19 protein-coding genes are annotated in these 17,585 nt (G+C 57.1%); 5 read left to right on the top strand and 14 right to left on the bottom strand.

Annotation, left to right across the window (positions count from 1 at the left end; translation table 11 throughout):
* Window positions 1–150 precede the first annotated feature (150 nt).
* Window positions 151–1,713 carry a murein biosynthesis integral membrane protein MurJ gene (gene murJ / locus AB5Y76_RS19625; protein WP_263719225.1) on the bottom strand — a complete coding sequence of 521 codons (1,563 nt, stop codon included), beginning with the start codon at window positions 1,711–1,713 and terminating at the stop codon, window positions 151–153.
* A gap of 191 nt (window positions 1,714–1,904) precedes the next feature.
* On the opposite strand from murJ, the gene rpsT reads away from it, so the two are divergent.
* A complete protein-coding gene (gene rpsT / locus AB5Y76_RS19630) occupies window positions 1,905–2,168 on the top strand; it encodes a 30S ribosomal protein S20 (protein WP_005308808.1) in 264 nt (87 codons plus the stop codon).
* A gap of 49 nt (window positions 2,169–2,217) precedes the next feature.
* On the opposite strand, the gene AB5Y76_RS19635 is transcribed toward rpsT, so the two are convergent.
* From AB5Y76_RS19635 to rppH, 8 genes are all read right to left on the bottom strand, one after another.
* Window positions 2,218–2,520 (bottom strand): metalloregulator ArsR/SmtB family transcription factor, encoded by a 303-nt coding sequence (locus tag AB5Y76_RS19635; RefSeq protein WP_201908104.1) that lies wholly within the window; start codon window positions 2,518–2,520, stop codon window positions 2,218–2,220.
* Between the two features lie 51 nt (window positions 2,521–2,571).
* A complete protein-coding gene (gene nhaR, locus AB5Y76_RS19640; RefSeq protein ID WP_005340434.1) occupies window positions 2,572–3,504 on the bottom strand; it encodes a transcriptional activator NhaR in 933 nt (310 codons plus the stop codon).
* The gene (locus AB5Y76_RS19645; RefSeq protein ID WP_263719060.1) at window positions 3,491–3,898 is read right to left on the bottom strand and encodes a hypothetical protein; all 408 of its coding nucleotides are present in this window, start codon (window positions 3,896–3,898) and stop codon (window positions 3,491–3,493) included. Before AB5Y76_RS19645 ends, nhaR begins: the two co-directional genes overlap by 14 nt.
* A complete protein-coding gene (gene nhaA, locus AB5Y76_RS19650; protein ID WP_005348917.1) occupies window positions 3,895–5,085 on the bottom strand; it encodes a Na+/H+ antiporter NhaA in 1,191 nt (396 codons plus the stop codon). Before nhaA ends, AB5Y76_RS19645 begins: the two co-directional genes overlap by 4 nt.
* 223 nt (window positions 5,086–5,308) lie before the next feature.
* Window positions 5,309–6,103 carry a thymidylate synthase gene (gene thyA / locus AB5Y76_RS19655; protein ID WP_019445582.1) on the bottom strand — a complete coding sequence of 265 codons (795 nt, stop codon included), beginning with the start codon at window positions 6,101–6,103 and terminating at the stop codon, window positions 5,309–5,311.
* The gene (gene lgt / locus AB5Y76_RS19660; RefSeq protein ID WP_263719066.1) at window positions 6,103–6,927 is read right to left on the bottom strand and encodes a prolipoprotein diacylglyceryl transferase; all 825 of its coding nucleotides are present in this window, start codon (window positions 6,925–6,927) and stop codon (window positions 6,103–6,105) included. The genes thyA and lgt overlap by 1 nt, the downstream gene beginning before the upstream one ends.
* Window positions 6,928–6,994: 67 nt before the next feature.
* Window positions 6,995–9,274 (bottom strand): phosphoenolpyruvate--protein phosphotransferase, encoded by a 2,280-nt coding sequence (gene ptsP, locus AB5Y76_RS19665; protein WP_263719068.1) that lies wholly within the window; start codon window positions 9,272–9,274, stop codon window positions 6,995–6,997.
* A 14-nt stretch (window positions 9,275–9,288) separates the two neighbouring features.
* Entirely contained in the window at window positions 9,289–9,816 is a 528-nt protein-coding gene (gene rppH / locus AB5Y76_RS19670) for an RNA pyrophosphohydrolase (RefSeq protein ID WP_005340421.1), read from the bottom strand.
* Window positions 9,817–10,549: 733 nt separating this feature from the next.
* Here rppH and mutH point away from each other — a divergent pair.
* Together mutH and AB5Y76_RS19680 are read left to right on the top strand one after the other, a co-directional pair.
* Window positions 10,550–11,224 (top strand): DNA mismatch repair endonuclease MutH, encoded by a 675-nt coding sequence (gene mutH / locus AB5Y76_RS19675; RefSeq protein WP_042084339.1) that lies wholly within the window; start codon window positions 10,550–10,552, stop codon window positions 11,222–11,224.
* 80 nt (window positions 11,225–11,304) lie between these two features.
* Window positions 11,305–11,628: an isoamylase early set domain-containing protein gene (locus AB5Y76_RS19680; RefSeq protein WP_005348910.1), complete on the top strand. Its 324-nt coding sequence runs from the start codon at window positions 11,305–11,307 to the stop codon at window positions 11,626–11,628.
* A 108-nt stretch (window positions 11,629–11,736) separates the two neighbouring features.
* Here AB5Y76_RS19680 and rplS read toward each other — a convergent pair whose 3' ends face one another.
* The 5 genes from rplS to ffh form a co-directional block, all read right to left on the bottom strand.
* A complete protein-coding gene (gene rplS / locus AB5Y76_RS19685; RefSeq protein WP_005313505.1) occupies window positions 11,737–12,084 on the bottom strand; it encodes a 50S ribosomal protein L19 in 348 nt (115 codons plus the stop codon).
* A 32-nt stretch (window positions 12,085–12,116) separates the two neighbouring features.
* On the bottom strand, window positions 12,117–12,866 hold the full coding sequence (gene trmD, locus AB5Y76_RS19690) for a tRNA (guanosine(37)-N1)-methyltransferase TrmD (RefSeq protein WP_005340400.1): 750 nt from the start codon (window positions 12,864–12,866) through the stop codon (window positions 12,117–12,119).
* Between the two features lie 34 nt (window positions 12,867–12,900).
* Window positions 12,901–13,422: a ribosome maturation factor RimM gene (rimM, locus tag AB5Y76_RS19695; RefSeq protein ID WP_005340394.1), complete on the bottom strand. Its 522-nt coding sequence runs from the start codon at window positions 13,420–13,422 to the stop codon at window positions 12,901–12,903.
* 24 nt (window positions 13,423–13,446) lie between these two features.
* Window positions 13,447–13,695 carry a 30S ribosomal protein S16 gene (gene rpsP, locus AB5Y76_RS19700; protein ID WP_005340392.1) on the bottom strand — a complete coding sequence of 83 codons (249 nt, stop codon included), beginning with the start codon at window positions 13,693–13,695 and terminating at the stop codon, window positions 13,447–13,449.
* Between the two features lie 177 nt (window positions 13,696–13,872).
* Window positions 13,873–15,249: a signal recognition particle protein gene (ffh, locus tag AB5Y76_RS19705; RefSeq protein ID WP_005340391.1), complete on the bottom strand. Its 1,377-nt coding sequence runs from the start codon at window positions 15,247–15,249 to the stop codon at window positions 13,873–13,875.
* A 202-nt stretch (window positions 15,250–15,451) separates the two neighbouring features.
* On the opposite strand from ffh, the gene ccsA reads away from it, so the two are divergent.
* Window positions 15,452–16,240 carry an inner membrane protein YpjD gene (gene ccsA, locus AB5Y76_RS19710; RefSeq protein WP_263719072.1) on the top strand — a complete coding sequence of 263 codons (789 nt, stop codon included), beginning with the start codon at window positions 15,452–15,454 and terminating at the stop codon, window positions 16,238–16,240.
* 42 nt (window positions 16,241–16,282) lie between these two features.
* Window positions 16,283–17,563 carry an HlyC/CorC family transporter gene (locus tag AB5Y76_RS19715; RefSeq protein ID WP_005348906.1) on the top strand — a complete coding sequence of 427 codons (1,281 nt, stop codon included), beginning with the start codon at window positions 16,283–16,285 and terminating at the stop codon, window positions 17,561–17,563.
* Window positions 17,564–17,585: the final 22 nt, after the last annotated feature.

The raw sequence follows: 17,585 nt of genomic DNA on the forward strand, positions 1-17,585 counted from the left end.
GCCTTGTGCGTTGCTGCCATGGAAATCGGCGGATTATATATCAGGCAGCAGGCAGGGTCAGCCCTCATAGCCTGATTTCAACTATCCGTGCCCAATCACGCCCCCTGCGGCGCCATGAGGCACTATCCCCATGGCGCCGCAGGATCACGGCTACTGCTGCCCAGATTTAAGGTGACGCGGCCGAATGCCCAGCAGCAGCAACACCACGGCATAGACCGCAGCCCCCAGCGACAGCAGCATGGTCAGCTGCAAACTGGCCTTGCCCATGTTCCATGCCCCCCACTGTGCCAAGTCTGGCGACAGATAGGCGAGCACGCCCCCCATCAGCACGCTGGCGACCAGCAGCTTGAGGCAGAACACGCCGGTATGGTGGGAGGGACGATAGACACTCTGCTGGTACAACCCTTTGAACAGCAAAGCCGCATTCAGGGTACCCGAGCAGGCGGTCGAGAGCGCCAACCCCACGTAACCGAGCGGGTAGATGAAGATGAGGTTGCAAACCATGTTGGCAATCATCGACATCACCCCGATCCGCACCGGCGTTTTGGTGTCTTGACGGGCGTAGTAACCGGGCGCCAGCACCTTGATCAACATCAGGGAGAGCAGACCGGTAGTGGAGGCCAGCAGGCTGGCGCTCGACATGCTCACTTCATGCAGGCCGAACTCGCCGCGCATGAACAGCACTCGCAAAATGGGCTCGCGCATCACCGCAATGCCTATCATGGCGGGCAGGCCGAGCAGCATCACCATCCGCACGCCCCAATCCATGGTGCGGGAGAAGTCCGCCGGATCGGCATCCACATGCTTCTTGGCCAGCGCTGGCAGGATCACGGTACTGATGGCCACCGCAAACAGCCCGAGGGGGAACTCCAGCAGGCGATCCGAGTAGTAGAGATAGCTGATGGCACCAGTCGCCAAGAAGGAAGCCAGCATGGTGTTGACCAGCAGGTTGATCTGGCTGACCGAGACCCCGAACAGGGCGGGGATCATCAGGGTGCGGATCTTCACCACCCCAGGGTGATTCCATCCCCACTTGGGCCATACCAGCATGTTGATTTGGCGCAAAAAGGGGTACTGGAACAAAAACTGCACCAAACCGCCCAAAAAGACACCAATTGCCAGCGAGATCTCAGGTTTGTCCATCAGTGGCGCAATCCACCAGGCCGCCGCAATCATTGTGATGTTGAGAAACACCGGCGTAAACGACGAGACGGCAAAGCGGCCGAAGGTGTTGAGGATGGCCCCCGCCATGGCGGTAAAAGTGATAAACCAGAGGTAGGGGAAGGTGATTTTGAGCATCAGACTGGCGAGCTCGAACTTCTCGGCCGCAGGGCCGCCGTGCAGCCAGTCCCAGAACCAGCCCCAGCCAAACAGCGCGGTCAGCACACCCGACCCAAGCACCCCGAGCAGGGTGACCACAGTCACTATCCCCCCCAGCGTGCCCGCTACCGCCGCCAGCAATTCACGCACTTCCCCCTCGTCGCCATTTTTCTTGTACTCCGTCATCACGGGAACAAAGGCCTGGTTGAAGGCACCTTCGGCGAACAGACGACGCAGAAAGTTGGGAATGCGATTGGCAAAAAAGAAGACGTCGGCGGCCACCCCGGCACCGAGCAGATTGGCGATGACCACATCGCGAACCAAGCCCATTACGCGGGATGCCAGCGTCATTCCGGACACTATCATGCCGGATTTGATCAATTTCTTACTCAAGACGAGGCCTCTGGAACTGTCAGAATGAAAAGAATGCTGCTAGAATCGGCCGACAGTTTAACCGTCTCCCTACTGACACACCACCGGGAGGCGGTGTTTATTTGCACAAATCATTTGACAATATGTGGTTGGAAGGGCATATTTCCGGGCCTTTTCAATACACTCGCTAAGACAGTTTTAGGAGTTTTACCTTGGCTAACATCAAATCTGCTAAGAAGCGCGCTCTTCAGTCAGAAAAACGCCGTCAGCACAACGCCAGCCGTCGTTCCATGACCCGTACCTACCTGAAGAAAGTCATTGCTGCTATCGCCTCTGGCGACAAAGCTGCTGCGACTGCCGCTTTCGCTGTTGCTCAGCCGATCATGGATCGTATGGCGACCAAAGGCCTGATCCACAAGAACAAAGCTGCTCGTCACAAGAGCCGCCTGTCTGCCCAGATCAAAGCTATGGCTTAATCAGCGTCTGCTGATCAAAGCTGAAAAAACCGGCCTTAGTGCCGGTTTTTTATTTATCTGCGCTGCAATAAAGTCGATGCAGCAAGCTGATCATTTCACGCACTTCATGGCTGTGCAGCGAATAGTAGACCGTCTGGGCCTCTTTGCGCGTCGTCACCAGCTCATCCCGCCGCAGCAGCGCCAGATGCTGTGACAAGGCCGACTGACTCAATCCCAACCGCTCGTTGAGCTCCCCCACCGACAGTTCGCGCTCCAGCAACTGGCACAGAATAAACAGCCGCCGCTCGTTGGCCAGCGCCTTGAGCAAGGCCACCGCTTTACTCGCATTGGCTTCCATCTCTTCAAGTTGCATCACATCTCTCCTCTACCACTCATCGCCGATGATACGTGGTGACGGGCCGTTTTAAAACGACAGGGTGGCCGGCTGGATGGCGGAGAAGTTCTCCTGCCCGGAAAAGAGAAAGGTAAAATCGCTCTCGCAGACCCGCTTCACCGCCGGATGCTGGATCATCCGCTCGGCGAAGATGACGTAATACTCCTCCATCAGATCCTGAGTTTCCCCGATCAGCATCACCCCCTCCCCCTCGAGGATCTCCTCCCGATAGATGGTGGGAGCCATGAAAATCCCCTGATTGAAGAAGCCAAACGCCTTCATCAAGGCGGCATCATCAAACTCGCCAAGAATGCTGGGAGAAACCCCCTGCTGCTCGAACCACTGGGTCAGCTGACGCCCCATGGCGGTACGGCGACCGGGGATCAGCAGCTTGCGCTCCTCCAGACAGGCGGGAAAGGGCTTTTCAGGCAGCGGAGCCTTGCAGAAGAAGCTGACGCCACAGCCGCCCAGCCGTTTGGAGAGCAGCCCCGCATGTTGGCTGGAGTCCACCGGACAGTCGGAGAGGATCATATCGAGCTTGTGCTCGCTCAGCTGCTCCAGCAGTAGTTCGTGGGTCGATTCGAAACAGCGCAGATGGATGGAACCATCATTGGGGATGACAGAGAGAAGCACGCGGCTGGCAAGGCGCTTGGAGAGGGCATCGGCGATGCCGACGTCGAACAGGATCTGGCTCTCCTTGCGGTAGTTGACGATATCGAGCATCTCGTAGGAGAGGCTGAACATCTTGTCGGCATAACGAAACACCAGCTGGCCCAGCTCGGTTGCCTCAAGAGAGCGCCCCTTGCGTTTGAGCAGCTTGCCCCCGAGGCGCTGCTCCAGCAGCTTGATCTGGCCGGTGACCGTCTGCGGGGTCAAAAAAAGGGCTTCCGCTGCCTGGGTAACGGAGCCCTTCTTCTGAGTCATCCAGAAATAGTAGAGATGGTTGTAGTTAAGGTGTGACATCCGATGGGGTTCCCGCTTGACGCGGACTCCGGTAGCAGCTGAGTTCAACCGCCAGAATGTCATACATGTCGCTGACCGAGTCAACCTTGTTCGCGCCAAACTGCTCCATCAGAGTGGCCTTGAGGCGAGCCTTGTCAGGCATCCGGTCCGCGCAATAACGCTTGTTGGAGCGCTTGACCATCTCGCCAGCCCGGCTGCTCAGCGCCCGCTCGGAGAAGGTCTCGCCAAAGCGCGCCTTGGCCTGCTTGTCCCCCAGCAGCAGGGCGCTGTCTACCACCCCGTTGAGATAGGCAGAGCAGTTCTCCGAAGTGGCGTCCTGCTTGCAATCCTCCAGCCCGCCGGCCCATGCCGCTGGGCTCAACAACAGCATCAACAACCCTGTATGCAGCTTCATAGTCCCTCCGTACTCTGTTCCCCTTCACCCTTGGGAAGGGCCATGCGCAAGGCCAGATAGCCGACTACCGCAGCCATGGTGGAGCCCACCAGGATCCCGAGGCGAGAGTAGCTGCCGTAATCCAGCCCACCGTGCTCGAAGGCGAGCGACGCGATAAACATCGACATGGTGAACCCGATGCCACAGAGGATGCTGACCGCAAAAATCTGCTTGAAGTTGACCCCGGGTGGCAACTGGGCGATGCCCAGCTTGACCGACAGCCAGCTGATGGTGAACACCCCGAGCGGCTTGCCGATAAACAGCCCCAGCATGATCCCCATGGGTACCGGACTCAGCAGGGAGGAGAGACCAATCCCTTCCAGCGATACCCCGGCGTTGGCAAAGGCAAACAGCGGCAGGATCAGATAGGCACTCCAGGGGTGCAGCTGATGCTCCAGATACTTGAGCGGCGAGGCGTAACGCTTGCCGTTAAGCGGAACCATAAAGCCCACTACCACGCCTGCCAGGGTCGCATGGACGCCAGACTTGAGCACCGCAACCCAGAGCACCAGACCAACCAGCATGTAGAGGCTGATCCTGTCCTCACCACGACGATTCATCCAAAGCAGAGTGAGGGTTGCCAGAATACCGATGGCCAGCGCCTCCAGCGACAGCTGCTGGGTATAGAAGAGCGCGATGATGATGATGACACCGAGGTCATCCATGATGGCCAGTGCCAACAGGAATACCTTGAGGCTCACCGGCACCCGCTTGCCGAGCAGCGCCATCACCCCGAGGGCAAAGGCGATGTCGGTCGCAGCCGGAATTGCCCAGCCAGCGCGCGCCACTTCGTCCGAATAGTTGAAAAAGGCGTAGATCAAGGCCGGAGCCAGCATGCCGCCCACCGCCGCGATGGCCGGGAAGGTCGCCTGAACCCGGGTCGAGAGCGCCCCCTCCAGCATTTCACGCTTCACTTCCAGACCAACCAGCAGGAAGAAGATCGCCATAAAGCCATCGTTGATCCAGAGCAGCAGTGGCTTGTTGATGTCGAGAGCCGCGATGCGCACCTGCACCGGCGTGTCGAGAAACGCCTGATACCCGCCAGCCAGCGCGGTATTGGCCAAAATCATTGCCAGCATGGCAGCCATGATCAGAATAATTCCGGAGGCGGCCTCCAGCTTCAGGAACTTTTTGATTACGTCACTCATGGTTAAATTTTCCACCGTATTGCTTTGGTTTGAGTCTATCCCTTGCAACAACCAATGGAAAATCGTTTCTTGCTGCTCAATACAACGAAAAAACCGAAGGCAAAATAGAACATACCTGCTATAAGCAGGTTTTTCCTCGTCTCTGGCTACCGTCTTATTAATCAATAAAATGAATTTTCAATTATTTAACTGCATAAAAAAGGCGCCCTGAGGCGCCTTGCTATCAGATGGCGACGGGCGCCTTGATGCCGGGATGGGGGTCATAACCCTCGATCTCGAAATCCTCGAACTTGTAGTCGAAGATGGAGTCAGGTTTGCGCTTGATCACCAGGGTCGGCAGCGGGCGCGGCTCGCGGGAGAGCTGCAGCGCAGTCTGCTCCATGTGATTGGAGTAAAGGTGCACATCACCGCCAGTCCAGACGAAGTCACCCACTTCCAGATCGCACTGCTGGGCCATCATATGGGTCAGCAGGGCGTAGCTGGCGATGTTGAACGGCAGGCCGAGGAACACATCACAACTGCGCTGGTAGAGCTGGCAGGAGAGCTTGCCGTCCGCCACATAGAACTGGAAGAAGGCGTGGCAGGGAGCCAGCGCCATCTTGTCCAGCTCGCCCACGTTCCAGGCGGAGACGATGATGCGGCGCGAATCCGGGTTGTGCTTGATGTCATCCACCGCCTTCTGGATCTGGTCGATGACAGACCCGTCAGCCGCAGGCCAGGAGCGCCACTGAGCACCGTAAACCGGCCCCAGATCGCCATTCTCGTCGGCCCACTCATCCCAGATGCTGACGCCGTTTTCCTTCAGATAGGCGGTATTGGTATCGCCATTGAGGAACCAGAGCAGCTCGTGAATGATGGAGCGCAGGTGGCACTTCTTGGTGGTCACCAGCGGGAACCCCTCCGCCAGATTGAAGCGCATCTGATGGCCGAACAGGGAGACAGTACCGGTGCCGGTACGGTCTGACTTGACGGTCCCCTCATCGAGGATTTTCTGCATCAGGTCGAGATAAGCTCGCATTATTTCGCCTCCTTCATGGCATTACCGAACAACTGCGGACGCTTGTAGGCGGCCCAGATCATCAGGGCACCGGCGATAATCATCGGGGTGGAGAGGATCTGGCCCATGCTGATCTCCTGGAAGTAGAGACCGAGCTGGCTATCCGGCTGGCGCACAAACTCCACCAGGAAGCGGAACAGGCCGTAGAACAGCAGGAACATGCCGGAGATGGCGCCGCGCGGCGGACTCTTGCGCCAGAACAGGTTGAGGATGATGAACAGCACCACCCCTTCAAGCGCGAACTGGTAAAGCTGGGAGGGATGACGCGGCTCGGGGCCGGCTTCCGGGAAGATGATGGCCCAGGGTACATCGGTGACCCGGCCCCACAGCTCGCCGTTGAGGAAGTTGCCGATCCGGCCAACGCCGAGACCAAACGGAATGAGCGGTGCCACAAAGTCTGCCACGGTGAAGAAGTGGCGCTTGGTCTTGTGGGCAAACCAGATCATTGCGGTGATCACCCCGATCAGACCACCGTGGAACGACATACCGCCGGTCCAGATCTTGAACAGATAGGTGGGATCCGCGAGGAAGAGATCGAAGTTGTAGAACAGCACGTAACCGACACGGCCACCGAGGATCACCCCGAGGAAGCCGTAAAACAGCAGATCCGACACCTCGTTGCGGGTCCAGCCGCTGTTCGGTGCATCGGCGCGACGGCCAGCCAGCCACATGGCAAACGCAAAACCGAACAGGTACATGAGACCATACCAGCGTACCGATAGTGGTCCCAAACTGAATGCTACGGGATCAATCTGCGAGAAAACCCAATATCCATCGTGCTGCATATGCGGCCCCAGTCAAAATAAAAGCCGCATTTTCCGATCATTCGTCAGCAGGGACAAGGCATGATTATCAATCACTCTGTTTCGATTTATGACCGGCTCGCAGCAAACCGCCCAAACCATGCTCCTCCAGATAGCGGGCAAACAGGCCGCGCAGTACGTGGGGGTTGTCATGTTTGAGGCCATCGGCCATCAGTTCGGTCAACTCGCTCAGAGTGGATTGACGCAGCACGTACTTGATCCGGGCGATGTTGTGGGTGTTCATACTGAAGCGGCGATAGCCCATGGCAAGCAGCAGCAATACACCGACCGGATCACCGGCCAGCTCGCCACACACAGACACCGGCTTCTGGTAACAGTGGGAAGCATCAACCAGCTGTTGCAGGGCGCGGATCACCGCAGGATGGAAGGCATCGTAGATGTTGGCAACCCGGGAATTGTTGCGATCTACCGCCAGCAGGTACTGGGTCAGGTCGTTACTGCCCACTGACCAGAAGTCGATGAGCGGCGCCATCTCCGGCAAGATAAAGAGGGCTGAGGGCACCTCGATCATCACCCCAAGGCTGGGGTAGCGGATCACCGCATCGCGGCTTGCCGCCTCTTCCGACACCTCTCGCCACGCCTGATCCAGCAGACGACGGGAAGCCTTGATTTCGCTGACGCTGCTGATCATCGGCAGCATGATGGCCAGATTGTCCAGCCCTTCACTGGCCCGCAGCATCGCCTTGAGCTGCACCAGAAACAGTTCGGGGTGATCCAGGGTGATCCGGATCCCCCGCCAGCCAAGGAAGGGGTTTTCCTCGACGATAGGGAAATAGGGCAACGGCTTGTCGCCGCCCACATCCAGCGTCCGCATGCAGACCGGCCGGTTGCGGTAGGTCTCCAGAATGCCGCGATAACGGGCAGTCTGTTCCCACTCTGAGGGGAAGCTCTCCTGCAGCATAAAGGGGATCTCGGTGCGATAGAGGCCCACCCCGTCCGCCAGCTGGTTGAGGGAGATCTCGGTATCGGCGCTGAGACCGGCGTTGAGCAGCAGAGAGACCTTGGTGCCATCGGCGGTTTCAGATGGCAGGTTGTCGACGCTGCGCACCAGGGTATCGAGGGCCCGCTCTTCGTTCAGCAGCTGACGATACTCGGTCAGAATCACCTGATTGGGCTCGATGAAGAGATCGCCGCTGTAGCCATCGACAACCAGCATGCGACCACCGATGTCGCCGAGGGGCAGATCGACCCCCATGATGGCGGCGACCCCCATGGCGCGGGCCAGAATGGCCGCGTGGGAGTTGGTCCCCCCCTTGAGCGAGACCACCCCGGTCAGATACTCGCGGGGCACTTCTGCCAGAATGGTGGCAGTCACCTCGTCGGCAACCAGCACCACCGGCTCGCCGATGGAGATATGTTCCGGCTCATTCTGCACCAGTCGGCTGATCAGCCGCTGGGCAATATCCTTCACGTCGGTGGAGCGCTCCTGCAAGTAGGGATCCTTCATCCCCTTGAACTGCTCGATCAAGCGATCGCTGATGAGCTTGACCGCAGAGACCGCAGTCCAGTGCTCCTTGCTCACCTTGTTGCGAATAGGCTTGATGTAGCCGGGATCGCTGAGCAGATGGAGGTAGATGTCGAAGATCGCCACCGAATCCTGGCTGTAGCTCTCGCGAAAACGCAGCGCCAGACTCTCCAAGTCGTGCCGCACCTCCTCAACCGCCAGCTCCAGCCGTGCCAGCTGGCTGGCATGGTCTTCATCCTTGCGCGGGGTAATGGACGAGAGCGCCTTCCGGGGCCGCCACACCCAGGCCTTGGCCATAGCGATGCCGCTGGCACCGGCAATACCGCGCAGCGGCTTGCTCCAGTCGGTCTTCTGCAACCACCCCTTGGCCTGCGCCTGAGCGATCCGCGCCGCCAGCTGGGCCGCCAGTGTGACCATGAAGGACTCTTCCCCCTCATCGAAGCGGCGACTCTCCTTCTGCTGCACCACCAGAATGCCAACCACCTGACGCTGGTGCATGATGGGGGCACCGAGGAAGGAGCGGAACGCCTCTTCGGCAACATCGGGCAGGAATTTGAAACTGGGATGCGCGGGGGCATCAGCCAGGTTGATCAGCTCTTCCCGCTGACCCACCAGACCGACGATGCCCTGCTCGTAGGGCAGGGTCACCTTGCCGACTGCGGACGGGGCCAAGCCGTCGGTAGCCGCCAGGCGATAGCGGCGCACCTCGGGTTCCGAGACATAGACGGAGCAGCAGTCCACTGCCATGGCGTGCCGGGTCTGGCTCACCAATGCCTGCAAGGCCTGCTCGAGGGTATTGGCCTCGGCCATGCTCTCGACGATACGTCTCAGTTCCGTTAACAACTAATCTGTGCTCCTTAACGGGCGCGATTGCGTCGCCCATCCTTCTTGTTGACCTGCACTGCCGGCACTGGCATCGCCAGCGGGGCAAACTCTTTCATGACCCGGCGGTAAACCTCCCGCTTGAACGAGACGACCTGACGCACCGGGTACCAGAAGCTGACCCAACGCCAGTCGTCAAATTCGGGATGGCCATGACAGCCGAACTGGATCCGCGACTCCTTGCCCGAATTCAGCTGTAACAGGAACCATTTTTGTTTTTGGCCAATACAGACCGGTGAACTGTCCCAGCGGACAAGACGTTTGGGTAAACGGTACTTTAGCCAGTTACGACTGGTGGCCATGATGGTCACATCTTCGGGCTTGAGGCCAATCTCCTCATAAAGCTCTCGATACATGGCCTGCTCTGGCGTTTCACCATCATCAACTCCCCCCTGCGGAAACTGCCAGGAGTGCTGCCCATAGCGTTTAGCCCACAACACTTGTCCTTCACGGTTACAGATCACGATACCGACATTGGGACGAAATCCGTCGCCATCAATCACGTGATCACCTTATAAAGGCTGAATCTATAAGGAGATTGTTCCACATTCACTCCGTGGCAGCAAACAAGGAGTGAATCCCCTGTTTCATGAATAACTTTCGATTTCAAACATACTTATAAACAAATCCAAGGATCCGCGCCCCCAAGTTGCCCACCCAGGCTGTGCATAAAGCTGTTAGCAAACGGGTATATACAGTACTTTTTAACTGTACGCGAAAAGTGCCTCTCCGTATTACCACGCGACATAAAATATAAAAAACCATTATTTTTTATAAGCTTGAGGCAAAACAACTGGATCTAGATCCATGTCCCCCCAAGAGCCAGATCCATGATCCGGATTGTGAACAAGTTCAACTGCTCAAAGATCCACCACGGCGAAATTATCCACAGGAGTGGCACAATATCTACCCCGTTTACCCTGTAAAAATGGGGTGGCATTCACAATTTTTTGTAACATATCAGCGACTCCACCCACTTTCATCCACTTATCCAAGATTTCTGTGGATAACTGTGTGTAACATCATGCACAAACCCTTGGACAACTATTTAGAGGTCAAACCAGACCTGGCTTACTTCTCGATAAAACAGACAAAATCCTTTAAAATCATAATGATGAACTGACAGCACCCAAATTCTCTGCATTTGATCTTACCCACTCAGGATCGGTTATAAAAACAGCGATCCTTCTCGGGATCCTCCCCTGTTAGAATATGGCGAGCAAGATGGAGCCAACTATGCCAAGCAATCCCCAATCCGAGCAGGAGTTATTGAGCCGCGCCTATGCCATGGCCGGCTTCACGCTGGCGCAGCTGGCCGCCGAGGCTGGCGTTGCGGTGCCCAAAGACCTGCGCCGTGACAAGGGGTGGGTCGGTCAGTTGATCGAGCTGCAACTGGGGGCCAGCGCCGGGAGCAAGCCGGAGCAGGACTTCCCAGAGCTGGGGATCGAACTCAAGACGATCCCCGTGGATCCTCAAGGCAAACCGCTGGAGACCACCTTCGTCTGCGTCGCCCCGCTGATCGGCGTCAGCGGCCAGCGCTGGGAGGAGTCCAACGTGCGCAACAAGCTCTCCCGGGTGCTCTGGATCCCGGTGGAAGGCAGTCGGGAGATCCCGGTTGGCGAGCGGCGAGTCGGCATGCCGCTGATGTGGAGCCCGAATGAAGAGGAAGATCGGCTACTGCGTCAGGACTGGGAGGAGCTGATGGACATGATAGTGCTGGGAGAAGTTGAGCAGATCAGCGCCCGCCACGGCCAGGTGATGCAACTGCGGCCCAAGGCGGCCAACAACAAGGCGCTGACTCGCGCCATCGGCCGCGATGGTCAACCCATCATGACCCTGCCCCGTGGCTTCTATCTCAAGATCGACTTCACCCACAGTTTGCTGCAACGCTATTTTGCCTTGCCGACTTGATCTGCCTTATCAACATCTTTGTCATATGGTGGTATAAAAATAGACAGGAGCCATTTTTAACTCACAGACAAGGAGGCGTCATGCCACTGATCAAACAGTTTTTGAAGTCCAAGCCCGAGGTCAAGGTGACCTTTGCCGTAGAGAAAGAGGCGGCTGCAGGAGCGGAACAGGTGATGCTGATCGGCGAGTTCACCCAGTGGCAACCGGTCGAGCTGAAACGCATGAAGAGCGGCGAGTTCAAAGCCACCCTCAATCTGCCGACCGACGGCCCGGGCTACTTTGAATATTGCTACCAACTCATCACACCGGCAGGGGAAACCCTCTACGAGAATGACTGGGCTGCGGACGACTATGTGCCTGGCCCCTTCGGGCGTGACAACTCGGTGGTACGGGTCATCCAGTAACGGCAACCAGAGAGCCAATAGACGGATACAAAAAAGGCTCGCCATTGGCGAGCCTTTTCACTACCTGTCGAGCTATTTGCCGACATACCGACACCAATTCGAATCGAATTAGTTGAGCTTCTCTTTGATACGAGCAGCTTTGCCGGACAGGTTGCGCAGGTAGTACAGTTTGGCGCGGCGAACATCACCACGACGCTTCAGTTCTACACTGTGGATCAGCGGAGAGTGAGTCTGGAATACACGCTCAACACCTTCGCCGTTGGAGATCTTGCGAACGGTGAAAGCAGAGTGCAGACCGCGGTTACGCTTGGCAATAACGATGCCTTCGAAAGCCTGCAGACGCTCTTTACCACCTTCTTTAACACGAACTTGAACACGTACAGTGTCGCCCTGGGCAAAAGCCGGGATGTCGGTACGCAGTTGCTCTTGTTCAAGCTGCTGAATAATCTTGCTCATTGTCTTTCCTTACCTAGGATAAACTGAAAACTCTACTTAACGCTGTCACGCACTTCGCGGACATACTCGGCAAGAAGTGATTCTTGCTCGTCAGTCAGAGCTAGGTTGTTAATAAGTTCCGGCCTTCTTTGCCAGGTTCGTCCGAGCGACTGCTTGAGACGCCAGCGTCGAATCACTTCGTGATTGCCGCTTGTCAGCGCCTCGGGCACCGCCAATCCATCCAACACCTCCGGCCGAGTATAGTGGGGATGATCCAGCAAGCCATCCGTAAAGGAGTCTTGCTCGGCACTGGCCTGATCGCCCAAAACCCCGGGGACCAGACGCGAAACCGCATCGATCAGGGTCATGGCAGGCAACTCGCCACCACTTAACACGTAATCCCCGATAGACCACTCTTCGTCGACTTCGGTTTGTATCACGCGTTCATCGATACCTTCGTATCGACCGGCTACCAGAATCAGTTTCTGATTCGTCGCCAACTCGGTTACGCCCGCTTGAGTCAGCTTGCGTCCCTGAGGAGAGAGATAGATGACTTTCGCCCCGTCTCCCGCCGCTTGCTTGGCTGCATGAATCGCGTCACGCAGCGGCTGAACCATCATTAACATGCCGGGCCCACCACCATAAGGACGATCATCGACCGTACGGTGTTTATCGTGGGTAAACTCCCGGGGGTTCCAGCACTCAATCTGCAGCAGGCCACTCTTGACGGCCCGACCCGTTACCCCGTGCTCGGTAATGGCTCGGAACATTTCAGGGAAGAGGCTAATAACCCCGATCCACATAAGAAACCTCCGGCACCCGTGTTAGCGCGGGAAACTAGAAACCAGGATCCCAATCAACTTCGATTGTTCGAGCAGTCAGATCAATATTCTTGATCACCTGCTCTTCCAGGAACGGAATCAACCGCTCCTTTGCACCAAAGGCATCTTTTACATTGGCCTCAACCACCAACACATCGTTGGAGCCGGTTTCCATCAATTCGGTCACCTTGCCCAGGTCGTATCCCTTGGTGGTCACCACGGAGCAACCAATCAGGTCACGCCAGTAGAACTCACCTTCAGGCAACGCAGGCAACAGATCGGCGGGTACGCCAATCTCGACATTGGTCAATGCCAGGGCATCTTCGCGCACATCGATACCATCGAGTTTGCAGATCAGACCCTTGTTGTGACGTTTCCAGGATGAAACCCGAATTTCACGCCACGCCCCGTTCTGATTAATCAGCCAGGGGTTGTAATCGAAAATCGCTTCGGCAACATCGGTGAAGGAGTTCACTTTAAGCCAGCCCTTGATGCCATAAACGGTACCCAGGGTGCCCAGAACTACAGGTTTTTCCACCTTAACTCCTTACCGTTGGGCTGATTAAGCAGCTTTTTTAGCGTCTTTGATCAGCTTGGCAACGCGGTCAGAAACAGCGGCACCAGTAGCAACCCAATGCTCGATACGAGCCAGGTCCAGGTTCAGCTTTTCAGCTTGACCAGCAGCAACCGGGTTAAAGAAACCAACGCGCTCGATGAAGCGACCGTCACGGGCGCAACGGCTGTCAGAAACTACTACCTGGTAGAACGGACGCTTTTTCGCGCCACCACGTTGTAAACGAATGGTTACCATATCGTCCTCATTAACATCTAATGAACAAGGCCCGCAAACACGCGGACCCTAGCTTAAAATAAGCCGCGTAATTCTACTTGGATTCGTAATAATTGCAACCAAGCCAGCCATTTTTTGCGCAGAGCGGCAATGAAAAGGGGCCTGCCGCTGCAGACCCCCATCAACACGCAGGCCGGATCAGAACGGGCCGCGACCGCCACCGAAACCGGGGGGCATCATGTTCTTCATCTGGCTCATCATCTTGCGCATGCCGCCTTTACCGGACATTTTCTTCATCATGCGCTGCATCTCGGTGAACTGCTTGAGCAGCTTGTTCACATCCTGCACCTGCATGCCGGAACCTGCGGCGATACGGCGTTTGCGGGAACCCTTGATGAGATCGGGATGGGCGCGCTCCTTCGGCGTCATGGAGCTGATGATGGCCTCCATTCGCACGGTGAGCTTGTCATCCATCTGATCTTTCACGTTATCCGGCAGACCTGACATGCCGGGCAGCTTGTCGAGCATCCCCATCATGCCGCCCATGTTACGCATCTGGGCCAGCTGCTCGCGGAAATCTTCCAGATCGAAGCCTTTGCCACTCTTGACCTTGCTGGCCAGCTTGGCTGCTTTCTCTTTATCGACGTTGCGCTCGACCTCTTCGATAAGAGAGAGCACATCGCCCATACCGAGGATGCGGGAGGCGAGACGATCCGGGTGGAACGGCTCCAGCGCATCGGTCTTTTCACCCATACCGATAAACTTGACCGGCTTGCCGGTGATGTGGCGCACCGACAGTGCAGCACCACCACGGGCATCGCCGTCCGCCTTGGTAAGGATGACACCGGTGAGCGGCAGCGCTTCGTTGAACGCCTTGGCGGTGTTGGCGGCATCCTGACCGGTCATGGCATCCACCACGAACAGAGTCTCGACCGGCTTGATGGTGGCATGCAGATCCTGGATCTCGGCCATCATCTCGCTATCGACGTGCAGACGACCGGCGGTATCGACGATCACCACGTCATAGAATTTCTTGCGCGCCTGATCGATAGCTGCGGTGGCGATATCGACCGGCTTCTGGCTGGCATCGCTCGGGAAAAAGTCGACGCCGATGTCGCTGGCCAGGGTCTCCAGCTGCTTGATCGCTGCAGGGCGATAGACGTCGGCACTGACCACCAGCACCTTCTTCTTGCTGCGCTCTTTGAGCAGCTTGGCCAGTTTACCAACCGTGGTGGTCTTACCGGCACCCTGCAGACCGGCCATCAGGATGATGGCGGGCGGCTGGGCAGCCAGGTTGAGCTGTTCGTTGGCCTCCCCCATCACGGTGACCAGTTCACCGTGCACAATCTTGATGAATGCCTGGCCCGGGCTCAGGGATTTGGCCACTTCCTGCCCGACTGCGCGCTCTTTGACACGCGCCACAAAATCACGCACGACCGGCAGGGCGACATCCGCCTCGAGCAGCGCCATGCGGACTTCGCGCAGGGTTTCCTTGATATTGTCTTCGGTCAGGCGACCACGGCCACTGACATTGCGCAAGGTGCGCGAGAGTCGTTCAGTCAAATTCTCAAACATGACGGATTCCGGTTCTTGGCGTAATAAATTGGGGGCATTATAACCCAGAGCGGGCGCGAGGACGATTATTCACCGCACCGCAGCAGCAGGGACCTTCTCCCTATATATGGGCAGATCGGCCGTTGCACAACTGGCGAGCACTTCTCGTGCAAGGTATACTGCCCCTCTTACCCTCAAAAGCTTGTGCAACAACGACCTGGTTATGATCGTAATCTCTGTTCTGGCCCTGGCGTTTTATCTGCTGGCCATCATCGCCTCCCTGCATCTGTTACTGAGCGCCAAGCCGGTGGGACAGCGCTCCCTGTTTGCCTGTATCGGATTGGCCCTGATCGCCCATGCCAGCGCCCTCGGTTCAGAGGTATTGCAGAGTTACGGCCAGAACCTGAGCATGCTCAACGTTGCCTCGCTGGTCAGCCTCATCATCAGTTGCTTCATGACTTGCGTGACCCGCCGCTTCAACGGCTGGATCCTGCTGCCGGTGGTCTACAGCTTCTCGGCCCTGTTGCTGGCTGCCAGCGCCTTGATCCCGGGTCGCTACATAACCCATCTGGAGGCCCACCCCCAGCTGTTGCTGCACATCGGCCTCGCCCTGATGGCCTACTCGGTATTGATGATCGCCTGTCTGTTTACGCTGCAGCTCGCCTGTCTGGACAAGCAGCTTAAATCTCGAAAAATCAGCAACCTGCCAGCCATGCCGCCACTGATGACAGTGGAGAAACGGCTGTTTCAGTTGATCTCTGCAGGGGTGCTGCTACTGACACTCTCCATCGCTTCCGGCCTCTTCTTCCTCGAAGATATGTTCGCCCAGGGCAAGTCTCACAAGGCAGTGCTCTCCATCCTGGCATGGTGTGTCTACGTGTTGCTGCTGTGGGGTCATCACACCTATGGTTGGCGCGGCCGCAAAGTCATCACGCTCAGTCTGATCGGCAGCTTCATCCTGACTCTTGCCTACTTTGGCAGTCGCTTCGTCAAAGAAGTGCTGTTGAGCTGACACCTATACTCTTTTAGCCATACCATCCAACAGGAGCCCTTTTTGGACAGCATCTCAACGAGTACATTACTGATTGTTCTCGTTATCTTGATCCTTCTTTCCGCCTTTTTCTCCAGTGCCGAAACCGGCCTGATGTCCATCAACCGCTACAAGCTGCGGCATCTGGCACAGACCAAACACAAAGCCGCACGTCGCGTCGAGCAACTGCTCGCCCGCCCCGATCGCCTGCTGGGACTGATCCTGATCGGTAACAATCTGGTCAATATCCTCGCCTCCGCCATCGCCACCATCGTCTGTATCCGGCTGTTTGGTGATCTCGGGGTCGCCATCGCCACCTTCGGCCTGACCCTGGTGGTACTGGTATTCGGTGAAGTGACCCCCAAGACCCTGGCCGCCATGTTCCCGGAGAAGATCGCCTATCCCGCCTCCTGGATCCTCAAGGGGCTGATGGTGCCGCTCTCACCGCTGGTCTGGCTGATCAACGGCATCACCAGCGGCCTGCTCAAAATGCTGAAGATCAATCCTAACAAGGATGACTCCCTCAACACCGAGGAGCTGCGCACCATCGTCAATGAGGCGGGTAACCTGATCCCCCAGCGTCATCAGGAGATGCTGCTGAGTATTCTGGATCTCGACAAGATGCTGGTCGAGGACATCATGGTGCCGCGCAGCGATATCTACGCCATCGACATCAACGACGACTGGAAGAGCATCCAGCGCCAGCTGGCCCACTGCGCTCACACCAAGATCCTGCTCTATCGCGACAATATCGACGACGTTGTCGGATTTTTACACGCGCGCGATGCCCTGCGGCTGGTAGCCAGGGACCAGTTCAACAAATCGAGTCTGTTGCGGGAAGTGGACGAGATCTACTTCATTCCGGAAGGAACGCCGCTCAACGTGCAGCTGGCCAAATTCCAGCGCAACAAGGAGCGAATTGGCCTGATCGTCGACGAATACGGCGATATTCAGGGTCTAATCACTCTGGACGATATTCTGGAAGAGATCGTGGGCGACTTCACCACCTCCATGACGCCTGCGCCGAGCGACGAGATCCACCCCCAGTCAGATGGTTCTTATCTGGTCGAAGGCTCAGCCAATATTCGTGAGCTGAACAAGGAGATGAACTGGCACCTGCCCATCGACGGCCCGCGTACCCTCAACGGTCTGATCCTCGAATATCTGGAAGAGATCCCCCAGCCCAACATCGGGATCCGGCTGGCCGGTTATCCTATCGAGATCCTCGATGTAGAGAACAACATGGTGAAGATGGCGCGGATCATGCCGGCATCGTACCGAGCGGAGTCGGATTCGCAAGATTGAAAAAGGGCTGCCAGTGGCAGCC

Source organism: Aeromonas sp. R1-2 (genome assembly GCF_040908505.1).
Taxonomy (GTDB): Bacteria; Pseudomonadota; Gammaproteobacteria; order Enterobacterales; family Aeromonadaceae; genus Aeromonas; species Aeromonas veronii.